This is a genomic window from Streptomyces sp. NBC_00190, from assembly GCF_036203305.1.
Lineage (GTDB): Bacteria > Actinomycetota > Actinomycetes > Streptomycetales > Streptomycetaceae > Streptomyces.
In genome coordinates, this window is sequence record NZ_CP108131.1 from 3,422,841 (window position 1) to 3,439,867 (window position 17,027).

The 17,027-nt window shown below is 70.8% G+C and carries 16 protein-coding genes, 1 tRNA gene and 1 pseudogene; 11 read left to right on the top strand and 7 right to left on the bottom strand.

Annotated features, from left to right (window positions below):
- Positions 1-4 precede the first annotated feature (4 nt).
- Positions 5-1,018 carry an SMI1/KNR4 family protein gene (locus OG429_RS16445; protein ID WP_328926072.1) on the bottom strand — a complete coding sequence of 338 codons (1,014 nt, stop codon included), beginning with the start codon at positions 1,016-1,018 and terminating at the stop codon, positions 5-7.
- Between the two features lie 335 nt (positions 1,019-1,353).
- On the opposite strand from OG429_RS16445, the gene OG429_RS16450 reads away from it, so the two are divergent.
- Positions 1,354-1,872: a YwqJ-related putative deaminase gene (locus tag OG429_RS16450; RefSeq protein ID WP_328926073.1), complete on the top strand. Its 519-nt coding sequence runs from the start codon at positions 1,354-1,356 to the stop codon at positions 1,870-1,872.
- 2 nt (positions 1,873-1,874) lie between these two features.
- Positions 1,875-2,399: an SUKH-3 domain-containing protein gene (locus OG429_RS16455; protein ID WP_328926074.1), complete on the top strand. Its 525-nt coding sequence runs from the start codon at positions 1,875-1,877 to the stop codon at positions 2,397-2,399.
- A gap of 58 nt (positions 2,400-2,457) precedes the next feature.
- Here the strand turns inward: OG429_RS16455 and OG429_RS16460 are convergent, their stop codons facing one another.
- Complete coding sequence (locus OG429_RS16460) at positions 2,458-3,750, bottom strand: sensor histidine kinase (protein WP_328926075.1); 1,293 nt, start codon at positions 3,748-3,750, stop codon at positions 2,458-2,460.
- A gap of 131 nt (positions 3,751-3,881) precedes the next feature.
- Between OG429_RS16460 and OG429_RS16465 the strand changes: the two are divergent.
- The 6 genes and pseudogenes from OG429_RS16465 to pth all read left to right on the top strand — a co-directional run bounded on the left by OG429_RS16465 (position 3,882) and on the right by pth (position 8,737).
- Positions 3,882-4,495: pseudogene (locus OG429_RS16465) on the top strand (hypothetical protein).
- A gap of 37 nt (positions 4,496-4,532) precedes the next feature.
- Positions 4,533-4,604 (top strand) — tRNA-Gln (locus OG429_RS16470).
- 109 nt (positions 4,605-4,713) lie between these two features.
- A complete protein-coding gene (gene glmU / locus OG429_RS16475; RefSeq protein WP_328926076.1) occupies positions 4,714-6,159 on the top strand; it encodes a bifunctional UDP-N-acetylglucosamine diphosphorylase/glucosamine-1-phosphate N-acetyltransferase GlmU in 1,446 nt (481 codons plus the stop codon).
- A 134-nt stretch (positions 6,160-6,293) separates the two neighbouring features.
- On the top strand, positions 6,294-7,271 hold the full coding sequence (locus tag OG429_RS16480; RefSeq protein ID WP_030723354.1) for a ribose-phosphate diphosphokinase: 978 nt from the start codon (positions 6,294-6,296) through the stop codon (positions 7,269-7,271).
- A 191-nt stretch (positions 7,272-7,462) separates the two neighbouring features.
- The gene (locus OG429_RS16485; protein ID WP_328926077.1) at positions 7,463-8,047 is read left to right on the top strand and encodes a 50S ribosomal protein L25/general stress protein Ctc; all 585 of its coding nucleotides are present in this window, start codon (positions 7,463-7,465) and stop codon (positions 8,045-8,047) included.
- Between the two features lie 99 nt (positions 8,048-8,146).
- Complete coding sequence (gene pth, locus OG429_RS16490; protein ID WP_328926078.1) at positions 8,147-8,737, top strand: aminoacyl-tRNA hydrolase; 591 nt, start codon at positions 8,147-8,149, stop codon at positions 8,735-8,737.
- Between the two features lie 3 nt (positions 8,738-8,740).
- On the opposite strand, the gene OG429_RS16495 is transcribed toward pth, so the two are convergent.
- Together OG429_RS16495 and ppc are read right to left on the bottom strand one after the other, a co-directional pair.
- Entirely contained in the window at positions 8,741-9,328 is a 588-nt protein-coding gene (locus tag OG429_RS16495; RefSeq protein ID WP_328930295.1) for a Uma2 family endonuclease, read from the bottom strand.
- A 105-nt stretch (positions 9,329-9,433) separates the two neighbouring features.
- A complete protein-coding gene (gene ppc, locus OG429_RS16500; RefSeq protein ID WP_405679811.1) occupies positions 9,434-12,202 on the bottom strand; it encodes a phosphoenolpyruvate carboxylase in 2,769 nt (922 codons plus the stop codon).
- A gap of 378 nt (positions 12,203-12,580) precedes the next feature.
- Here ppc and OG429_RS16505 point away from each other — a divergent pair, with 378 nt between their 5' ends.
- Together OG429_RS16505 and OG429_RS16510 are read left to right on the top strand one after the other, a co-directional pair.
- A complete protein-coding gene (locus tag OG429_RS16505) occupies positions 12,581-13,579 on the top strand; it encodes an acyl-CoA desaturase (protein WP_328926079.1) in 999 nt (332 codons plus the stop codon).
- Positions 13,576-14,250 carry a TetR family transcriptional regulator gene (locus OG429_RS16510; protein ID WP_386186608.1) on the top strand — a complete coding sequence of 225 codons (675 nt, stop codon included), beginning with the start codon at positions 13,576-13,578 and terminating at the stop codon, positions 14,248-14,250. Before OG429_RS16505 ends, OG429_RS16510 begins: the two co-directional genes overlap by 4 nt.
- 80 nt (positions 14,251-14,330) lie before the next feature.
- Here OG429_RS16510 and OG429_RS16515 read toward each other — a convergent pair whose 3' ends face one another.
- The gene (locus OG429_RS16515) at positions 14,331-14,723 is read right to left on the bottom strand and encodes a VOC family protein (protein WP_328926080.1); all 393 of its coding nucleotides are present in this window, start codon (positions 14,721-14,723) and stop codon (positions 14,331-14,333) included.
- Between the two features lie 2 nt (positions 14,724-14,725).
- Positions 14,726-15,583 (bottom strand): trans-aconitate 2-methyltransferase, encoded by an 858-nt coding sequence (locus OG429_RS16520; protein ID WP_328926081.1) that lies wholly within the window; start codon positions 15,581-15,583, stop codon positions 14,726-14,728.
- Positions 15,584-15,743: 160 nt separating this feature from the next.
- Here OG429_RS16520 and OG429_RS16525 point away from each other — a divergent pair, with 160 nt between their 5' ends.
- Positions 15,744-16,241 carry a MarR family winged helix-turn-helix transcriptional regulator gene (locus OG429_RS16525; protein ID WP_328926082.1) on the top strand — a complete coding sequence of 166 codons (498 nt, stop codon included), beginning with the start codon at positions 15,744-15,746 and terminating at the stop codon, positions 16,239-16,241.
- Here the strand turns inward: OG429_RS16525 and OG429_RS16530 are convergent.
- Complete coding sequence (locus tag OG429_RS16530; RefSeq protein WP_328926083.1) at positions 16,200-16,982, bottom strand: response regulator transcription factor; 783 nt, start codon at positions 16,980-16,982, stop codon at positions 16,200-16,202. The genes OG429_RS16525 and OG429_RS16530 overlap by 42 nt on opposite strands.
- Positions 16,983-17,027 lie beyond the last annotated feature (45 nt).

The window sequence follows — 17,027 nt, forward strand, 5'->3', positions numbered from 1 at the left end:
GCCGTCACCCCTCATCCGAACCGGCACGCATCGCCGCAGCCGGCCCCGCCACGGGAACCGACCGCGCGAATCCGCCGTCCACCATCAGACCGGCCACCGTCTCAAGCTCCGGCGGATTGCCCGCCAACCGCTCCAGAAAGGCGTCGAAATCAACGCCGCACGGCAGCAACAGCCGCTCCACGCGCTCCTGCACCGACCAGCCGTCCTGGTCACGCGCATCGTCGTACGGGGAGAACCACACCGAACCGACGCCCTCGCCCTTCACCTTCAGGGCGAGCAGGCCGCCCTGCACGAAGGCCACGCACAGGTAGTCCTTCGTCAGGTGGTCCCGCAGACACTTGTTGACGTACACCAGGTCGTTGACCGCCGCCTCCTCACGCACCGTGAAGAACGGCTGGTCCACCAGCAGGCCGAGGTCCACGTCCAGCGCCGCGCCGACCGGCGCGCAGCCGCCCGCGGCCTTCAGGAACGAGCGGTACGCCTCCGGCAGCCGGTAGCCGAGGTCCTCCTCGACTCCCTGCACCTGCTGCTCGGAAACCGACACCACCGACTTCGGCAGCCCCAGATGGGCCGGACGCAGCTCCTGCAACGGACGCGTCCCGCGCTTGGTGTGGTCCACCGGCGCCGTCACCAGCCCCGCGTGATGCCGCAGCAGGGCCTTCACCTCGACCGGGACCAGCTCCATGCGCCGCGAACCCGACACGTGGTGCCAGGTCCAGCCGTGCGGGGTGGCCACCGCGCCGACCGTGTCCCACAAGTCGTGCCCGGCCGCCTTCATCGCGGCGTTCGCGGACACGTAGTCCGTCAGCCGCAACTCGTCCACGCCGAAGCCCTCCGGCGGCTCTGCGATCTCCACGGCCGCACGCGCGTACGCGGAGAAGTCCGGATGCCCGTTGCCGCCCATCCGCACTCCATGGGGATGCCGAGCAGCCCGGACCGGGTCCGGGAAATGCACGACCTGCCCCGAATAAGCGGCGTTGGGTGGCGCGGCCTGCTGCCCGAGCCGACCTGTCGTCATGGCGGTAGCCCCCTGCTGGATCTGGCTGGTTCACCACAGCCTATGCGCTGGGGCAAGGGGCTCACCCGCGCACGACCGGCACACCCGGCCCGCGGCCGGGAACATCCGAATTGATACGAATATTCGACCCCGCTTCCGCATGACAGGTGCCATTTGGCAGGCTGGGCCCTCAGCACGGGGGCGTGCGCGACAGCGGCCACCACCGCCGCCACGGGAGGGAAAGCGCGACCATGCACAACACGGCAGCACGCACAGATCCGGCCGACGCCACCCCGGGAACCCCCGGACCAGCAGGCCCACCCGGACCGCCGGCACCCGTGGGACCACCCGTCCCCATGCCACCACCGGCCACGGCCTCCGAAGCCGGCGGCCCCACAGGCGACCCCCGCCTGCGCTGGAGCAGCACCGACGGCCGCCCCGCCGCACCCGTCCTGCGCTTCCGCCGCGACGGCATCCTCCCCACCATCGCCGCCGCCCTCTCCGTACGCGGCGAAACCCTCACCGGCACCGCGGGCAAAGCCGACCACCCACCCGTACTCCACCCCCTCGTGCAGGACTTCCTCGACACCCTCACCAGCGGCCAGCGCGAACGGTTCACCGGCCGCTGCCCGGAAGCGATCCTGCTCTCCCGCCACCTCGCCGCCGTCGAAGGCGCCCGCTCCCGGCGCGCCTCCCGCAAACCCCTCTCCCCGAGCGAAGCCCGCCGCTCCCTCAAACACGCGAAAATCACCGCCCGCCGCATCCGCGAGGACGGCGACCCCCTCCACGGCAGCTACGCACCCCCCTGCCGCTCCTGCGACGCACTCCTCGCCCACTTCGGCGTACGCCCCGTCGACCTCACCCCCTCCGAGTAGCCATGACCACCGCCTCAGCCTCCTACGACCGCTCCTCGGCCACCCGCTTCCCCGTCGCCGTGGACTCCGCCCTGCGCACCGCCGGCTGGGAATCCGGCCGCTGGGACATCAAACAGGCCGAATTCTGGGCCGATGCCCTCCGCGACCACACCACCCCCGCCGGACACCGGCACGAGGTCTTCCCCGCCGCCGTCGAAGCCTGGGCCGAATTCGGCGGCCTCACCGTCAACGCCTCCGGCACGGGCCGCCAGATAGCCCCCGTCACCATCCGCCTCGACCCGCTCACCGGCCTGCACCTCGCCCGCACCTTCGCCGACCTCGGCCGCGCCCTGTCCACCCAGCTCTGCCCACTCGGCGTCGAGGCCGACGGAAGCTCCCACCTCGCCATCGACCGCGAAGGCCGCGTCTACGGCATCGACCACACCGGTGACTGGTACCTCGGCGGCAGCCTCGACGAGGCCCTCACCCTCCTCCTCACCGGCCTCCAGCCGACCCGCCTCACCACCGGCCAGGACCCCGCTCCGTAGCGACGAGGCGGGGCGGGTCGGGTCGGGGCGGGGCGATCCACGAATCACCGGCGAGGACCTACGGACAATGGCCCGGCAGCACCGCCGACACCTTGAAACCCCCCGCGTCCGTCGGACCCGAGACGAACACCCCGCCCAGCCCGAGCACCCGCTCCCGCATCCCCACCAGCCCGTTGCCCCCGCTGGGCAGACCCGGCTGGGCGGCCATCCCGTCGCACGGCCCGTTCTCCACCTGCATCGCCACCTCCCCCTCCCGGTGCGCGAGCCGGACGGTCACCCGCGCGCCGGGAGCGTGCTTGTGACAGTTCGTGAGGGCCTCCTGCACCACCCGGTACGCCGTCTGCTCCACCTCCGCCGCGTACCCCGCCCCCTCGCCCTGCACCACCACCTCCACGGCCATCCCGGCCGCGCGCGACTGCCCCACCAGCGCCTCCAGCTCGTCCAGCGAAGGCCCGTCGTCGAAACCCCCCACGTGGGGGTACGTCCCAGCCGTAGCCGGGGGAGCCACCGACGTGGCGGCCACCGCCGCCACCGCGGGCCTCACCGGCTTCTCGGCGGCCCGCAGCACCCCCAGCATCTCCCGCAGCTCCGTCAGCGCCTGCCGGCCCATGTCCCCCACCAGCGCGGCGTTCCTCGCCGCCCGCGCCGGATCCTTCGCCGCGATCGCCTCCAGCGCCGCCGCGTGCACCACCATCAACGACACCCGGTGCGCCACGACGTCGTGCATCTCCCGCGCGATCCGGGTCCGCTCCTCCGTACGGGCCCACTCGGCCCGCTCCTCCGCCCGGTCCGCCAGCAGCGACAACTCCCGCTCCAGCGAATCCGCCCGCTCCTGCAAGCTCTCCATCAGCCGCCGCCGGGCCCCCATGTACAGCCCGGACAGCACCGGCGGCACGGTCAGCGCCACCGCCACGAATCCGGACAGCGCGACCACGAGCAGGGGGTCGGCCTCGACATCCCCCCTCGTCCGCAGATACATCACCACGAACGTCGCGGCCAGCGACATCGAGGCCAGCGTCGCGATGATCCGCCGCGGCACCTCGGACGAGGCCAGCGTGTACAGCCCCACCACCGCGAGCAGGAACCCCATCGCGGCCGGCGCCACGGCGATCCCCACCAGCACCACGGCGACCGGCCACCGCCGCCGCAGCACGAGCACGGCCCCCACGACGAACCCGAACAGCACCCCGACCGCGGTCGGCACCCCGGCCGCACGCGCGAAGTCGATGCCCTCCCAGGCGCACTCCAGGGCGGACACGCCGCCGAGCACCACGTCCGCGACGGCATCCCGCCGCCGCGCCCACCACAAAGGCGGCCCAGCGCGCCCTTCCACTTCCCCCGTACCGGTCATGCCGACCAGCGTACGCAGCGCCCCCAGCACAGACAGGGTGGGAATTCCGGCAAACCCCCGGTCATCGCACGCACGACTGAACCGTCCGCTGACCGAGACCTGAATCCCGCATTCCGGACGACATTGGCGGCATGACCGCAATCCGACGTCGCCCCGGCGACGGCACCGGCGGCCTCCGCACGGGCACCGCGACCTTCGACTCCCTCCGCGAGAAGGCGGTGGCCCTGCGCCGCGAGGGCCTCAGCCGCCGCGAGATCCGCGACCGCCCGGCCGTCCACAACAACGACATCCTCAACCGGCTCCTGGAGGGCGAGCCGCCCCCGGAACGGACCAAGCGCCCCAACGCCGAGGACGACCTGCGCGACCGGGCCCGCGAGCTCCGCCTCCAGGGCATGACCTACGACCGGATCCAGGTCGAGCTCGACTACTCGAAGAGCTCGATCTCCCTCTGGGTCCGCGCCCTCCCGAAGCCGACCGGACGAAGGACCCCCGCGGAACAGGCCCGACCGGCCTCACGTCGTCGCTGGGAGCACGAGAACACCGTCCGGGACGAGCAGCGGAGCCGCGCCAAAGAGTCGGCGGCGCGTTCGCCAGGACGACCCTCAAGAAGCACAACCCCAAGACCACCCGGAAGAACGTCGGCGAGAACTACCGGGGCTGCCCCGTCCTTTGCGTCAGCCGAAGCGCGGACATCTACCGTCGCATCGAAGGCGCCTGGTGCGGCATAGTAGGAGCCGTCGGCTAGATCACCGGGCAGAGATGTCCGTTTCAGTCGGAAATAGTCCCCTGTGGTGTAATTGGCAGCACTGAGGCTTTTGGTGCCTTATGTCCGGGTTCGAGTCCTGGCGGGGGAGCCTTATGGGTTCGGGTCCTGACCTCCACGGTCAGGACCCGCCCTCGTTTCCGGCCCTTAACGCCCCGGTATCCTTCACGGGTCCACCCCCGAAGCCGAAGGGCATCCCCGTGAGCGCCAACCGCCCGGCAGCCGTCGTCGTACTCGCAGCGGGTGAAGGCACCCGCATGAAGTCGGCCACTCCCAAGGTCCTGCACGAGATCTGCGGGCGCTCGCTCGTCGGTCACGTCGTCGCCGCCTCCCGTGAGCTGGACCCCGCGCACCTCGTCGTGGTCGTCGGGCACGCCCGGGAGCAGGTCACCGCGCACCTCGGCGCGATCGACGCCGGAGTGCGCACGGCCGTCCAGTACGAGCAGAACGGCACCGGCCACGCCGTCCGGATGGCCCTCGAAGAGCTCGGCGGGGTCGTCGACGGCACCGTGATCGTCGTCTGCGGCGACACCCCGCTGCTGACCGGCGAGACCCTCAAGCAGCTCGCGGCGACGCACGAGGCCGACGGCAACGCCGTCACCGTGCTCACCGCCGAGGTGCCGGACTCCACCGGCTACGGGCGCATCGTCCGGGACGCCGGCGGCGCCGTGACCGCCATCGTCGAGCACAAGGACGCCACCGACACCCAGCGCGCCATCCGCGAGATCAACTCCGGCGTCTTCGCCTTCGACGGCGCCCTGCTCGCCGACGCGCTCGGCAAGGTGCGCACCGACAACAGCCAGGGCGAGGAGTACCTCACCGACGTGCTGGGGATCCTGCGCGAGGCCGGCCACCGCGTCGGCGCGGCCGTCGGCAGCGACCACCGCCAGATCCTGGGCATCAACAACCGCGTCCAGCTCGCCGAGGCCCGTGCCCTGCTGAACGCGCGGCTGCTGGAGCAGGCCATGCTCGCGGGTGTGACGGTCGTGGATCCGGCCAGCACGTCTCTGGACGTCACCGTCACCTTCGGGCAGGACGCCCTCATCCACCCGGGGACGCAGCTCCTCGGCTCCACCCACATCGCCGAGGGGGCCGAGGTCGGCCCGAACACCCGGCTGAAGGACACCCGGGTGGGCCAGGGCGCGCGCGTGGACAACACGGTGGCGGACGGTGCCGTCATCGGCGAGCTGGCTTCCGTGGGTCCGTTCGCGTACCTGCGTCCGGGGACGACCCTCGGCACGAAGGCCAAGGCCGGTACGTACGTGGAGATGAAGAACGCGACGATCGGCGAGGGCACCAAGGTGCCGCACCTGTCGTACGTGGGCGACGCGACGATCGGCGAGTACACGAACATCGGCGCGGCGAGCGTCTTCGTGAACTACGACGGTGAGCACAAGCACCACACCACCGTCGGCTCACACTGCAAGACGGGCTCGGACAACATGTTTGTGGCGCCCGTCACCATCGGGGACGGCGCCTACACGGCCGCCGGGTCCGTGATCACGAAGGACGTTCCGCCCGGTGCGCTGGCCGTGGCCCGTGGCCAGCAGCGGAATATCGAGGGCTGGGTGGCCCGCAAGCGTCCGGGAAGCGCTGCCGCGACGGCGGCCCAGTCGGCGGTCCAGGTGGACTCCGACAGCCGTTGAGGTGAACTGACCGGAAACGGGTACGCCTGGGACGGCGTACCGTGATAGGTGCACGCAATTCGGCTGGCTCACCGTGTGCGGGACGGACGCACGCGGGGGCGAGCAGCTTTCAACACGTCTGAGGAGACAGTGCTGTGACCGGGATCAAGACGACCGGCGAGAAGAAGCTGATGCTCTTCTCCGGCCGCGCCCACCCCGAGCTGGCCGAGGAGGTCGCGCACCAGCTGGGAGTCGGCCTCGTGCCGACCAAGGCTTTCGACTTCGCGAACGGTGAGATCTACGTCCGCTTCCAGGAGTCGGCTCGTGGCGCGGACTGCTTCCTGATCCAGAGCCACACGGCTCCGATCAACAAGTGGATCATGGAGCAGCTGATCATGATCGACGCGCTGAAGCGCGCGTCGGCGCGCTCCATCACCGTGATCATCCCCTCCTACGGGTACGCCCGCCAGGACAAGAAGCACAAGGGCCGCGAGCCGATCTCGGCCCGCCTGGTCGCGGACCTGCTGAAGACCTCGGGTGCGGACCGCATCCTGACGGTCGACCTGCACACCGACCAGATCCAGGGCTTCTTCGACGGCCCGGTGGACCACCTGTCGGCCCTGAACGTCCTCGCGGACTACGTGGGCGCCAAGGTGGACCGTACGAAGCTGACGATCGTCTCCCCGGACGCCGGCCGCGTGCGTGTCGCCGACCGCTGGTGCGACCGCCTGGACGCGCCGCTGGCGATCGTGCACAAGCGCCGTGACAAGGACGTCGCCAACCAGGTGACCGTCCACGAGGTCGTCGGTGAGGTCAAGGGCCGCGTCTGCGTCCTGGTCGACGACATGATCGACACGGGTGGCACCATCTGTGCCGCGGCCGACGCGCTGTTCGCGCACGGTGCCGAGGACGTCATCGTGACGGCCACGCACGGCATCCTGTCGGGCCCGGCCGCCGACCGTCTGAAGAACTCCAAGGTCAGCGAGTTCGTCTTCACGAACACCCTGCCGGACCCGTCCGACCTGGAGCTCGACAAGATCACGGTGCTGTCGATCGCCCCGATGATCGCGCGCGCGGTGCGCGAGGTCTTCGAGGACGGCTCGGTCACGAGCCTGTTCGAAGAGCAGCAGTAGGCGTCACAGCAGATCCTTATGCTGTGATCATTTTTGTGGGCGGCCTCCCCGCCGGGTAGACTCATGAAGTTGCTCGGCGAGGGAGGCCGCACTTTCATGTGCGGGCACTCCGTTATCGACGCGCTCTTCGTAGCAGGCCGTTCCGGCCGGGTGACTGCCGTCCTTTTTCCGTCACCCCACGAGGAGTGAGCATGTCCGAGGTCAAGCTTTCCGCCAAGCTCCGTGATTCCTTCGGCAAGGGCTCTGCCCGCCAGGCCCGTCGTGACGCCCTGACCCCGGGTGTCATCTACGGCCACGGCACCGACCCGAAGCACGTCAACGTCGACGCCCACGCGCTGCAGCTGGCGCTGCGCACCCCGAACGTCCTGATCTCCCTGGACATCGCGGGCGGCGGCACCGAGCTGGTCATCCCGAAGGCCGTGCAGAAGCACCCCCTGAAGCGCTCGATCTCCCACGTCGACTTCCTGATCGTCAAGAAGGGCGAGAAGGTCACCGTCGACGTCGCGATCGTCACCGAGGGCGAGCTGGCCGCCGGCGGCAACATGCTGGAGACCCTCCAGAACACCATCTCCGTCGAGGCCGAGGCCACCCACATCCCGACCGAGGTCACCGTCTCGATCGCGGGCCTGGAGGCCGGCGCCACCATCCACGCCTCCGACCTGGTCCTGCCGGCCGGCACCACCCTGGCCGTCGACGGCGACATCGCCGTCCTGCAGGTCGTCTCCCCGCAGGCCGAGGAGCCGGCCGCCGAGGAGACCGAGGGCGCCGAGGCCTGAGCCTCGCCCTCTCCCCTCAGCAGTTGCTGACCGACCGCCGTCCGGCTCCACTGGAGCGGGACGGCGGTCGTGTTTCGCCCAGGACCTAAGGAGCTTTTGATGTCGGACGACACGGCGCCCTGGCTGATCGTCGGCCTCGGCAATCCGGGGCCGGAGTACGCGGGCAACCGCCACAACATCGGTTTCATGGTGGCCGACCTGCTGGCGGAGCGGATCCGCGGGAAGTTCAAGGCGCACAAGGCCCGGGCGCAGGTGGTGGAGGGTCGCATGGGCCCGCCGGGGCCGGCCAATCGGCGGGTGGTGCTGGCCAAGCCGATGACGTACATGAACCTGTCGGGCGGGCCGGTGACGGCGTTGCGTGACTTCTACAAGGTGCCGGTGGAGCGGATCGTCGCGATCCATGACGAGCTCGACATCGACTACCCGACGCTGCGTCTGAAGCTGGGTGGCGGGGACAACGGTCACAACGGTCTGAAGTCGATGACGAAGTCGATGGGTCCGGACTACCACCGGGTGCGCTGCGGTATCGGCCGGCCGCCGGGCCGGATGCAGGTGGCGGACTTCGTGCTGAAGGACTTCTCCTCGACGGAGCGCAAGGAGCTGGACTGGTTCGTGGACCGGGCGGCGGATTCCGTGGAGTGCCTGATCCAGGAGGGCCTGGAGCGGGCCCAGTCCACCTACAACTCCTGAGGGCTACAGCTCGTCGAGCCCGTCGAAGTCGATTTCAGCGGCGAAGGGCCGGTCGACGCTGAACGGCTTGGTGTGGATCCCCTGGCAGACGTAGGCGCGTGTGTGGGGGTCCAGCTCGTAGACGTACACGACCGGCTCGATCGCTTCGTCGCCCTCGATCTTGACGATCCAGTAGTTCGGGATGCCGGCAGCGGCGTACTTGTGCAGTTTGGTCTTGGTGTCCCGAGCCTCGGACTCGGGCGAGACCACTTCGACTGCGAGCAGGACGTCGGCGGCGTAGAAGTGGGTCTGCATGGGGCTCGTGCAGGCTTCTCGCCGCACGACTGAGATGTCCGGTTCGGGCCCGTTGCGCTTGTCGATCACCACGGTCATCTCTCGCGCGACCCTCGTGTGCCGGGGGGCAGTCAGCCGCAGCCGGGTGACAAGGAAGTCGATCAGATCGGAGTGGATGAAGCGTTGCGGACTCACGAAGACCAGGCTCCCGTCGATCAGCTCTGTGTGTCGCGGGAGGTCCGGCAGCGTCAGCAGGTCGTCCACCGTGTACCCGTCCAACGGCGGCCTTGACCAGTCGTGTACGGGCTCGGCAGTCATGGTTGCTCCCATGGACGGCATTCTGATCCTGGGAACCCACGGTAGCGCCCGGTATCCGCGTCCGTCATCACAAAGGGTGACGGACACGGATACCGGGGCGCCGCGTCAGCCGGTGTTGCGCAGGCCGGCCGCGACGCCGTTGACGGTGAGCAGCAGGGCGCGGGCGAGGAGCGGGTCGGGCTCCTCGCCGCGGGCGGCGGCGGCGCGCTGGCGGGCGAGCAGGGACACCTGGAGGTAGGAGATGGGGTCGAGGTAGGCGTCGCGTACGGCGAAGGTCTGCTGGAGCACCGGGTGGGAGTCCAGGAGCTTCTCGCCGCCGGTGATGCGCAGGACCTCGCGGACGGTGAGCTCGTGCTCGGCCTCGATGCGGGCGAAGACGTGCTTGAGGTCGTCCGGTACGAGGGTGTCGACGTAGTGGCGGGCGATCCGCAGGTCGGTCTTGGCCAGCGTCATCTCGACGTTGGACAGGAAGTTGCGGAAGAAGTGCCACCGCTCGCCCATTTCGGCGAGGACGTCTCCTTGGCCGGCTTCGCGCAGGGCCTTGAGGCCGGAGCCGACTCCGTACCAGCCGGGGACGATCTGGCGGGACTGGGTCCAGCCGAAGACCCACGGGATGGCGCGCAGGCCGTCGAGGCCGGCGCCGGAGTCGGGGCGGCGGGAGGGGCGGGAGCCGAGGTGGAGGTCAGCGAGCTGGTCGACCGGGGTCGCGGCGAAGAAGTACGAGGGGAGGTCCGGGTCCTCGACGAGTTCGCGGTAGGCGGCGTGCGCGGCGTCGGAGACGGTGTCCATGGCCGCGTCCCAGCGGGCGAGGGCCTCGTCGGACTGGCGGGGCGCGGTGTGCAGGGCGGAGGCCTGCAGGGTGGCCGCGACGGTCAGTTCGAGGTTCTCGCGGGCGAGGGAGGGGACGAGGTACTTGTCGGAGATGACCTCGCCCTGTTCGGTGACCTTGATCTCGCCTTCGAGGGTGCCCCAGGGCTGGGCGAGGATCGCGTCGTGGGAGGGGCCGCCGCCGCGGCCGACGGTGCCGCCGCGGCCGTGAAAGAGGCGCAGGCGCACCCCGTAGCGGTGGGCGACGTCGCGGAGCCGGCGCTGGGCGCGGTGGATCTCCCACTGGCTGGTGGTGATGCCGCCGAACTTGGAGGAGTCGGAGTAGCCGAGCATGACCTCCTGGACGTCGCCCCGGAGGGAGACCAGGCGCCGGTAGGAGGGGTCGGCGAGCATCTCGTCGAGGATGACGTCGGCGGCGCGCAGCTCGTCGGTGGTCTCCAGGAGCGGGACGATGCCGATCTTGGCCCAGCCGGCGTGGAGGTCGAGGAGACCGGCCTCGCGGGCGAGGACGGCGGCGGCGAAGACGTCGTCGGCGCCCTGGCACATCGAGATGATGTAGGACTCGATGACCTCGGGGCCGAACTTCTCGAAGGCGTCCTTGATGGCGAAGAAGACGCCGAGGGTCTTGTGGCCGGCCGCGTCGAGGGGCGCCGGGGTGGGGGCCAGCGGGCGGCGGGAGCGGAGTTCCTTGGCGAGGAGCTTGCCGCGGTAGTCGCGCGGCATGTCCGCGTAGCGCCAGGACTCCTCGCCGAGCCGGTCGAAGAGCTGGCCGAGGGCGTGGTGGTGGGCGTCGGCGTGTTCGCGCACGTCCATGGTGGCGAGCTGGAGGCCGAAGGCGGCCAGCGTGCGGATGGTGCGGTCCATGCGGCCGTCGGCGAACAGGGCGCCGCGGTGTTCGCGCAGGGAGGTCTGGATGAGGGTGAGGTCGGTGAGGAGCTCGGCGGTGCCGAGGTAGTCGCGGCCTTCCTCGTGCGGGGTGCCCTTGGCGAGGCGTTCGCGGGTGTTGACGAGCTTCTGACGGACGCAGGTCGCCTTGAGGCGGTACGGCTCCTCGGCGTTCAGCCGCTTGTAGCGCGGGCTGATCTCGGGGAGACGCTCCAGGTCTGCCTGGAGGGAGGCGAGGAGCTCCTCGGTGGCGCCGGTGTAGCGGATCGAGTTCGACAGCAGCCCGCGCAGGAAGTCGACGAGTTCGAGGGCGTCGGTGATGCCGTGCTCGTGCTGGAGGATCAGCACGTCGCGGGTGACGTCGGGGGTGACGTTGGGGTTGCCGTCCCGGTCGCCGCCGATCCAGGTGCCGAAGGTGAGGGGGCGGGTGCCGGCGGGGAGTTCGACGCCGACGCGCTGGAGTTCGGCGGCGAGGTCTTCGAGGACGTCGCCGACGGCGCCGGCGTGCAGCTCGTCGAGGTAGTAGATGGCGTTGCGGGCCTCGTCGGCGGGCTCTGGGCGGACGACACGCAGTTCGTCGGTCTGCCAGACGAGGTCGATGTTCTCGGCGAGGCGCAGGTCGTGGCGGCGGCGGTCGCCGGCGCCGGTGACGGGCTCCTCCAGGAGGGCGGCGATGCGGCGCAGCTTGCCCAGGACGCTGCGGCGGGCCGCCTCGGTGGGGTGCGCCGTGAAGACGGGGCGGACGTTGAGGTTCTTGACCGTCTCGCGCAGGTGCGCGGGGTCGGCGTCCTTGAGCATGTCGGCGGTGCGGGCGAGGAGCCCGCCTTCGGCGGCGCGGTGGGCGCGCAGTTCCTTGCCGCGGTGCACCTGCTCGGTGACGTTGGCGAGGTGGAAGTAGGTGGAGAAGGCGCGCACGAGCTTGGCGGCGGTCTCCAGGTCGGTGTCGCCGAGGAGGGCGGCGGCTGCCTCGCCGTCGGTGCGGGTGAGGGCACGGACGCGTTCGACGAGGTCGAGGAGGTCCTGGCCTTCCTGGCGGACGAGGGTCTCCCCGAGGAGGTCGCCGAGGCGGCGGATGTCCGCCCGCAGCTCCGCGTTGGCGGTGGCGGTGGCGGCCGGGGTGACGGGGGCCTGGCCCTGGGGGGCCTGGTCAGCACTGCTCACAGGTGCGGCTCCTTGCAGTGTTCGAGCGCTACTGGGCGGTGGGCTCCCGGCCGTGCGCGGCGTCGCCGCTCCTGAGGTGCGCAGCTCGGGCTGCCCGTGCGGACCGCGCTGTCCGACGGGACCAGGATAGGTGTCCGAGGCGCGTGCCTGGGCAAATGTCTCAGCAGGCGGCTGGTGAACCGCTCGCGGCGCGCTCTTGTGTGGTAACCGGGGCGCCTCGTTGCGGTCACTTCGCCGCCGTCCGGCCGTCCCGGCCGCGCTCCTGTTGCCTCGGGCCCGCCCTTTGCCATACTTACGATGCCGTAGGTTACGGGTCCGTAGGGTCCGCGATCAGGCTTCCTTGCTCCTCACCCTCTCCTCACCCCCCAGGGGACACCTATGACCATCAGTCCCGATCTGGCCGAGGACGTCGCCGCGTCCTCCGGCACGTCCACGCCGTCCGCGTCGTCCGTGCCTTCCGCGACGCTCGGCGGCGAGAACAAGCGTTCCATCGAGCAGATCGCCCTCCTGCTGTTCATCACCGTTCCCTTCCTGGCGCTGCTGGCGGCGGTTCCGCTGGCCTGGGGCTGGGGGGTGAGCTGGCTGGACCTCGGCCTGATGGTCTTCATGTACTTCCTGGCCTGCCACGGGATCACGATCGGCTTCCACCGTTACTTCACGCACGGTTCCTTCAAGGCGAAGCGGCCGCTGCGGATCGTTCTCGCCGTGATGGGTTCGATGGCGGTGGAGGGCCCGCTGGTGCGCTGGGTGGCGGACCACCGCAAGCACCACAAGTACTCGGACCACGAGGGCGACCCGCATTCGCCGTGGCGGTTCGGCGAGACGCTGCCGGCGCTGATGAAGGGCCTGTGGTGGGCGCACATCGGCTGGCTCTTCGACGAGGAGCAGACCGATCAGCAGAAGTACGCCCCTGACCTGATCAAGGATCCGGCGATCCGGCGCATCTCGCGGGACTTCATCTTCTGGACGATGGTGTCGCTGGCGATCCCGCCGCTGGTGGGCGGTCTGGTGACGATGTCCTGGTGGGGTGCGTTCACGGCGTTCTTCTGGGGCTCGCTGGTGCGTGTCGCGCTGCTGCACCACGTGACGTGGTCGATCAACTCGATCTGCCACGCGGTGGGCAAGCGGCCGTTCAAGTCCCGGGACCGCTCGGGCAACGTGTGGTGGCTGGCGGTGCTGTCCTGCGGGGAGTCCTGGCACAACCTGCACCACGCCGACCCGACGTCGGCCCGGCACGGGGTGCTGCGCGGCCAGGTCGACTCCAGTGCCCGGCTGATCCGCTGGTTCGAGCAGCTGGGCTGGGCCACGGACGTGCGCTGGCCCTCGCAGGGCCGCATCGACGCCCGGCGCAGGGAAAACGAACCGAACGCGGCATGATGGGGGGTGTGGCGATCGACGGCGGTAATTCCAGCAGCGACAAGCCCAGGCGTGGCCGCCGGGTGAGGATGACGGGCGCGGAGCGGCGCCAGCAGCTGCTGGACATCGGCCGGACCCTGTTCGCGGAGAAGGGTTTCGAAGGCACCTCGGTGGAGGAGATCGCGGCGAAGGCCGGGGTGTCCAAGCCTGTGGTGTACGAGCACTTCGGGGGCAAGGAGGGGCTCTACGCGGTCGTCGTGGACCGGGAGATGCGCCAGCTGCTGGACGGGGTGACGGGCGCGCTGACGGCAGGGCATCCGCGGGAACTGCTGGAGCAGGCGGCGTTCGCGCTGCTGGACTACATCGAGTCCTACACGGACGGCTTCCGGATCCTCGTACGTGACTCCCCGGTCGCGCAGTCGACGGGCACCTTCGCCTCGCTGATCAGTGACATCGCCACGCAGGTGGAGGACATCCTGGGCCTGGAGTTCAAGGCCCGGGGCTTCGACCCGAAGCTGGCCCCGCTGTACGCGCAGGCGCTGGTGGGAATGGTGGCGCTGACGGGGCAGTGGTGGCTGGACGTCCGCCGCCCGAAGAAGGCCGAGGTGGCGGCGCACCTGGTGAACCTGGCCTGGCACGGGCTGGACGGGCTGGAGTCGAAGCCGCAGCTGGTGGGCCGGCGCAAGAGCTGAGCCGCGTACCGTACGCGGCCCTGTACGACGGCGCCCCGCCACCGGATCTCCGGTGGCGGGGCGCCGTCGTACGGCCGGCGTCAGCCGACCGGGTCCGGGCCGTGCGGCTGCGGGCTGTGCGGTTCCAGGAATTCGAGCCGGTTGCCCACGGGGTCCTCGGAGTAGAAGCGGCGGTGGCCCGGCAGGTTGTCGTCCCAGACGACCGTGGCGCCCCGCTCCCGGAGTCTGCTCGCGTAGGCGACGATGCCGGTCACCCGCAGTCCCGGGTGGGCCTTGCGGGCGGCCCGGAAGTCCTCCTCCACGCCGAGGTGCAGCTGGACCGGGCCGGCGGCGAACCAGCAGCCGCCCCGCGCGGCGAGGACGGCCGGTTTGGGGATCTCGTTCATGCCGAGGACCTCGGTGTAATAGGCCCGCAGCCGGCCCTCCGATCCGGGCGGCGCGGCGAGTTGGACGTGGTCGACGGCGGTCAGCACGGTCAGGCCTCCTTGCGGGCGATGGCGAAGATCCTTCGGAACGGGAAGACGGTGCCGCGCGGCCCGGACGGGTAGGCCTCGCGCAGCCGGTCGCGGTACTCGGCGAGGAAGGCGTTCACGGCGTCCCGGTCGTCGCCGAGGGCGGTGAGGACGGGCCGCAGCGCGGTGCCCTTGACCCAGTCGAGCACCGGGTCGGGGCCTTGGAGCAGTTGGTGGTAGGTGGTCTCCCAGACGTCCGCGGCGCAGCCGAGCTCGGTGAACCGGGCGAGGTATTCGGCGGGTTCGAGGAGATGGATGTAGCGGGTGCCGTGCCCGGCGAGGCGGGACCGCCAGCGCGGGGCGTCGCAGAGTTCGGCGAGTATGGCGTGGCTGGGGGCGCTGAAGTTGCCGGGGACCTGGAAGGCGAAGGTGCCGCCGGGGCGCAGGCCGTTGATCCAGGCGCCGAAGGAGCCGGGGTGGCCCGGGACCCACTGGAGGGCGGCGTTGGAGACGATCAGGTCGTAGGGCTCTTCGGGCAGCCAGCCGACGAGGTCCGCGTGGCGGAAGTCGAGGCTGCCGCCGCCGTCGGTGGGGCCGCCGTACTCCTCGGCGGCGCGGTGGAGCATCTGCGGCGAGAGGTCGAAGCCGGTGATGCGGGCCTCGGGCCAGCGTCCGGCGATCAGGGCGGTGACGTTGCCGGGTCCGCAGCCGAGGTCGGCGATGCGGGCGGGCCTGGTGGGGAGTTCGGGTATGCGAGTCAGGAGGTCCAGGAACGGGCGGGTTCGATGGCCGGCGTGCCGGAGGTACTGATGGGGATCCCAGGTGGGTGCGGAGGGCGCGGTGGCCGCGGGAATCCCGGCCTGTGCCGTGTCGGAATGCATGTTCGAGCCTCCCTGCTGGCGGGTCGGTCGGAAGCGGAATCTGCTCCGGCCCCTCCATGCCCCATGCTCGCTCCCTTTATATCTCGATGTCAAGATACTTGATCACGAGATGCATGACATGAAGAGACTTCATGTCGACAGACCCCTTACACTGATCCGCATGGAGGACGAGGTCGACCGACTTGTAGCGGCATGGCGGCGGGAGCGCCCTGACCTCGACGTGGAACCGCTCGAGGTGCTGAGCCGCGTCAGCAGGCTCGCGCGCCACCTCGACCGGGCACGTCGGCTGGCCTTCTCCGAGCACGGCCTGGAGCCGTGGGAGTTCGACGTCCTGACCTCGCTGCGGCGCGCGGGCGCGCCCTACCAGCTCTCTCCCGGCCAGTTGCTGACGCAGACCCTGGTCACCTCCGGCACGATGACCAACCGCATCGACCGGCTCGCCAAGAAGGGCCTCGTCGAGCGGCTGCCGGACCCCAGCGACCGCCGGGGGGTCCTGGTGCGGCTGACCCCCGAGGGCCGGGACCGCGCCGACCAGGCCCTCGCCGGACTGCTGGCCCAGGAACGGGCGATCCTGGCCCAGCTCTCGCAGAACCAGCGCGGCGATCTCGCCGCGCTGCTACGCCAGTTGACCGCTCCGTTCGACAACATCCCCGGCTAGGTCGGCGGGCCGTACGCCGGCCCGCCGGGCCAGCGCCACCGCGGCGAGGGTGGAGTGCACCCCGAGCTTGCCCAGCACGTTCTGCATGTGGGTGCGGACGGTGTGCGGGGACAGGAACAGCCGCGCCGCCACGTCCTTGCGGCCCAGCCCCGCCACCATGCAGCGCAGCACCTCGTGCTCGCGCGGGGTGAGCGACTCGACGAGACGTTCGCTGTCCGTACGGTGCTTGCGCGCCGCGGTCAGTTCGCGCAGGACTCCGGTGAGCAGCGCGGGCGGCAGGTGGGTCTCCTCGCGCAGGACACCCCGGATGACGGCCAGCAGCCGCGAGAGCGAGCAGTCCTTCGCCACCCAGCCCGAGGCTCCGGCCTGCAGCGCGAGGGCCGCCCGGCGGGGGTCGTCGCGCTCCGCGAGGACGACCGTGCGCACCCCGGGGTGGGACACCCGCACCCCGGCGACCAGCGCGATCCCGTCCGATGCGGGCGGCGGCCCGGAGCCGGAGCCCGGCTCCCGCTGGCCGGGCACTCCCCCGGCGGCGGTGCCCACGACGGCGCCGAGATCGGCGTCGACCAGCATGACGTCGAAGCGGCGGCCCTCGGCCGCCGCGCGTTCGAGACAGCGCAGCGCGGCGGGGCCGCTGCCGGCCGCGGACACGTCCACGTCCGGCTCGGCCGTGAGCGCGGCCGCGAGCGATTCGGCGAAGATGCGGTGATCGTCGACCACGAGAATCCGGATACGAGCCACAAAACCCCCAAGGGTCGGGGAACGGACGACGGCGGGTACGACGCC

Excerpts from the sequence above, each read along its gene's own strand:
- OG429_RS16445 (WP_328926072.1), bottom strand. The coding sequence starts at position 1,018 with ATGACGACAGGTCGGCTCGGGCAGCAGGCCGCGCCACCCAACGCCGCT.
- OG429_RS16450 (WP_328926073.1), top strand. The coding sequence starts at position 1,354 with ATGCCACCACCGGCCACGGCCTCCGAAGCCGGCGGCCCCACAGGCGAC.
- OG429_RS16455 (WP_328926074.1), top strand. The coding sequence starts at position 1,875 with ATGACCACCGCCTCAGCCTCCTACGACCGCTCCTCGGCCACCCGCTTC.
- OG429_RS16460 (WP_328926075.1), bottom strand. The coding sequence starts at position 3,750 with ATGACCGGTACGGGGGAAGTGGAAGGGCGCGCTGGGCCGCCTTTGTGG.
- OG429_RS16485 (WP_328926077.1), top strand. The coding sequence starts at position 7,463 with ATGTCCGAGGTCAAGCTTTCCGCCAAGCTCCGTGATTCCTTCGGCAAG.
- pth (WP_328926078.1), top strand. The coding sequence starts at position 8,147 with ATGTCGGACGACACGGCGCCCTGGCTGATCGTCGGCCTCGGCAATCCG.
- OG429_RS16495 (WP_328930295.1), bottom strand. The coding sequence starts at position 9,328 with ATGACTGCCGAGCCCGTACACGACTGGTCAAGGCCGCCGTTGGACGGG.
- OG429_RS16505 (WP_328926079.1), top strand. The coding sequence starts at position 12,581 with ATGACCATCAGTCCCGATCTGGCCGAGGACGTCGCCGCGTCCTCCGGC.
- OG429_RS16510 (WP_386186608.1), top strand. The coding sequence starts at position 13,576 with ATGATGGGGGGTGTGGCGATCGACGGCGGTAATTCCAGCAGCGACAAG.
- OG429_RS16520 (WP_328926081.1), bottom strand. The coding sequence starts at position 15,583 with ATGCATTCCGACACGGCACAGGCCGGGATTCCCGCGGCCACCGCGCCC.
- OG429_RS16525 (WP_328926082.1), top strand. The coding sequence starts at position 15,744 with ATGGAGGACGAGGTCGACCGACTTGTAGCGGCATGGCGGCGGGAGCGC.